This is a genomic window from Actinomadura sp. BRA 177 (assembly GCF_013372625.1).
Lineage (GTDB): Bacteria > Actinomycetota > Actinomycetes > Streptosporangiales > Streptosporangiaceae > Spirillospora.
Window position 1 is genome coordinate 1 of sequence record NZ_JABXFD010000535.1, and the last position, 2,994, is coordinate 2,994.

The 2,994-nt window shown below is 71.0% G+C and carries 2 protein-coding genes and 1 tRNA gene; 2 read left to right on the forward strand and 1 reads right to left on the reverse strand.

Features of this window, described 5'->3' with window-relative positions:
• Both HUX53_RS30635 and HUX53_RS30640 read left to right on the forward strand, forming a co-directional pair.
• The coding region (locus tag HUX53_RS30635; RefSeq protein ID WP_176406702.1) for a cytochrome P450 at positions 1-516 on the forward strand (516 nt) is incomplete at its 5' end.
• 43 nt (positions 517-559) lie between these two features.
• Positions 560-635: transfer RNA gene (locus HUX53_RS30640), tRNA-Lys, on the forward strand.
• Positions 636-1,464: 829 nt separating this feature from the next.
• On the opposite strand, the gene HUX53_RS30645 is transcribed toward HUX53_RS30640, so the two are convergent.
• A complete protein-coding gene (locus tag HUX53_RS30645) occupies positions 1,465-2,808 on the reverse strand; it encodes a High-affinity nickel-transporter (protein WP_217920118.1) in 1,344 nt (447 codons plus the stop codon).
• Positions 2,809-2,994: the final 186 nt, after the last annotated feature.

Consider the following 2,994-nt stretch of genomic DNA (forward strand, 5'->3'; position numbering starts at 1 on the left):
TTGTGGTCGTGGTCTTCCTCTGTCGCCGTGGCGGGCCGCGGCGCCCCCCGCAACGGCATCCCCGGCGGCCTCCTCCCCCCCCCCGCCCGCCCCGCCGCCCTGGCCCGCCTCCGCTCCGACCCGTCCCTCCTCCCGTCCGCCGTGGAGGAGATGCTCCGCTACTGGCCCCCGGTCATGGACTTCCGCCGCACCGCCACCCAACCCGTCGAACTCTCCGGCCAGAAGATCAACGCTGGCGACAAGGTGGTCGTCTACCACGCCTCCGCCAACCGGGACGAAACCGTCTTCCCGTCCCCCGACCGCTTCGACATCACCCGCACCCCCAACGACCACGTCAGCTTCGGCTTCGGCCCCCACTTCTGCCTGGGCGCCCACCTGGCCCGCACCCAGATGCGCGCCATCTTCCGCGAACTCCTCCCCCACGACACCACCCTCACCGGCACCCCCGTCCGCCTGGCCTCCAACTTCCAGAACGGCCTGAAGCACCTCCCAGTCCACCTGACCCCCACGCCCTAACCCCGTCGCAAACCCCTCGCCGATCTCGGTACCCTTGCGGGACGGGTCGCTAGCTCAATTGGCAGAGCTCCGGACTTTTAATCCGTAGGTTGTGGGTTCGAGTCCCACGCGACCCACCACCCTGACCAGCGCAAACGCGAAATTGCCCGGCTTGTCTACCGCCCGACATGCCCCGCTTCGTCCCCGTGGCGGCTCGGTGGCGGCTCGGCGGCTCGATCCGGGCCCTGCATCCACCCTGGTAGCGCTCCCGAAACCGGGTCCTCTGCGCCCACCCAAGCCGGTCATGTCGCCCATAGAACCAGCGGTCAGAGCCACCAGAGCAGTCAGCAACGCACTTCCGCGGACGTGAATCCGCAGGCTCGCACCCCCGGCGGGGCAGCACCATCGAGCGCCTCCCACCAAGGCGGTCCTGAAGAGCAGTCGCGATCAAGAGCACGACACGGGCGATGGCATACCTCTCGCCCATGGCCAGGTTGCCCGCCGCCTTTTGCTGCTGACGAAACTCCTTGAGCTGCAGCGACCTGGTGTCCTTCCGCACTGGGATTCCACGCTGGTCGAGATCATTTTCTGCTGGCACGTGGGGGCAACTGATGCGGAGGAGAACCGTTGGCCCAGCGGACCCTTGGTCGCTGCCGAGCGGGGTGTCGGGGGTCTGCACCCACTCATTCATAAAGGCTCCAAGGGTGGCATCGGCCGAGGTCGCGTCGTCGTGCACGGTGGCGTGGCCATGCACTGGCCTTGCGCCGAGTGGCGTAGTTCTTCCGCGACAACGGGCCGGTCAAGTCCGATGCGGGTCGCGTACCGTTCCGGAGCGGGGGCGCCGGGATGGTGCGGCCGGGTGTGGGGCCGGTAGCCTCCTGCGGTGCCTCTTTGCGTCACTGCTCGGCATTGCTCCCTTCGGGGTGGGTGTCGCTGGGTCGTCTTCGTGAAGGCCGACGGCGCGCTCGCTCAGAGGGCGCCGTTGAGGCCGCGGAGGGCTAGTCCGAGGCCGACTACGATGACCAGGGCGGCGGTGGCCACGGGAGTGAGCCGGCCCAGGCGGTCGGCCTTGCGGGCGAGGGTGGTTCTGTCCAGCATTGCCTGGAGGCGGACGAGGGTGAGGCCGGCGGCGGTGAGGGTGGCGGCCATGCCGAGTCCGTAGGCCAGGACGAGGCAGGCTCCGAAGATCGTCCGGCCGAGTGCGATGGCGCCGAGCAGGACTACCAGCGCGGACGGGCTCGGTACCAGGCCGCCGGACAGGCCCAGTCCGATGAGTCCGGCCTTGCCGAAGCGCACGTCCCCGTGTCCGTCTCCCTGGCCGTGCCCGTGCCCGTGCCCGTGGCCGTGGTGGGCGTGGTGGGGGCGCCAGGCTGAGCGGAGCAGGCCGATGCCGATGGCGGTGACCAGCAGGCCGCTGGCGGCGCCGAGGTAGGCCAGCAGGGATTCGCCGGCCAGGGCCGCCGAGGCCGAAAGGAGCAGGCCGAGGATCAGGACGCCGCCGGTGTGGGTGAGGGTGACGGTGGCGCCGACGAGGAGGGCGTCGCGGGTGCGGCCTCGGCGTCCGGCGATGTAGGCGGCCATGACCGTCTTGCCGTGGCCGGGGAGCGCGGCGTGCCCGGCGCCGAGGATGACCGCGAGCAGGATGGCGAGCAGACCGACGCCCAGGGAGAGGTGTCGGGCGCCGGCCAGGGAGTTGAAGCGGGCGGTGAGGTGGCTGAGGGCTTTGGTGAAGGGCCCGGCGGTGGGCGGTTCGGGCAGCCGGGCGGTGGTCGAGCCGGTGCCGGGCCGGACCTGGAGGGTCGCCGATCGGACGTCCAGGGGCGAGGTGAGCAGGTCGCCGGGGTAGTGGCGCAGTTGGTCGCTGACGCTGCGCGTGGGGACGGGCGACCGGTCGATGCGCACGCCTTCGGCGGCGGCGGTGATTTCGTGCCAGCCGATGCGGTCGTCGCGGAAGGTGTCGGCGAAGTGGATCCGGGCGGCCTTCGTCAGCGTGGCCGGGGCTGAGAGCTTGCAGGTCAGGCGGCTGGTGGGCAGTCCGGCCGAGCCGGGGGCCAGGGTGTAGGAGGAGGATGTCGTGCGCCAGGCGACCGGCTTGCCTTCGACGGTGAGCGGCGCGGCTTGGGCGAGGGCCGTGCATTGCTGCTGGGCGTAGCGGGCCGCCTCGGGGGTGCTGATCGTCCCGTCCTGGTCGGTGTCGACCGCGCCGCGCTCTTGGAGTGTGGGGATTTCGGCGGAGTCGACGATCGCGGTGTCGGTGACATGGTCGGTCGACAGCCGCAGCCCGTCGTAGTGGTTGACGGTGAAGTTGCCCAACGGATGGTTGGGGCGAACGATGCTCTGTTGAACACTGCCGGCGTGGGCGGGTACGGCCGGTCCCCAGCAGATCGCCGCGACGAGCCCGGCGAACAAGGCCAGGACGGCTGGCAGGAAGGCGCCTGCCCGCCCATTGGCGAGTCGGCCGTGGACAGCCCGTCGCCGGGCGGGCGGGCTGTCCACGGC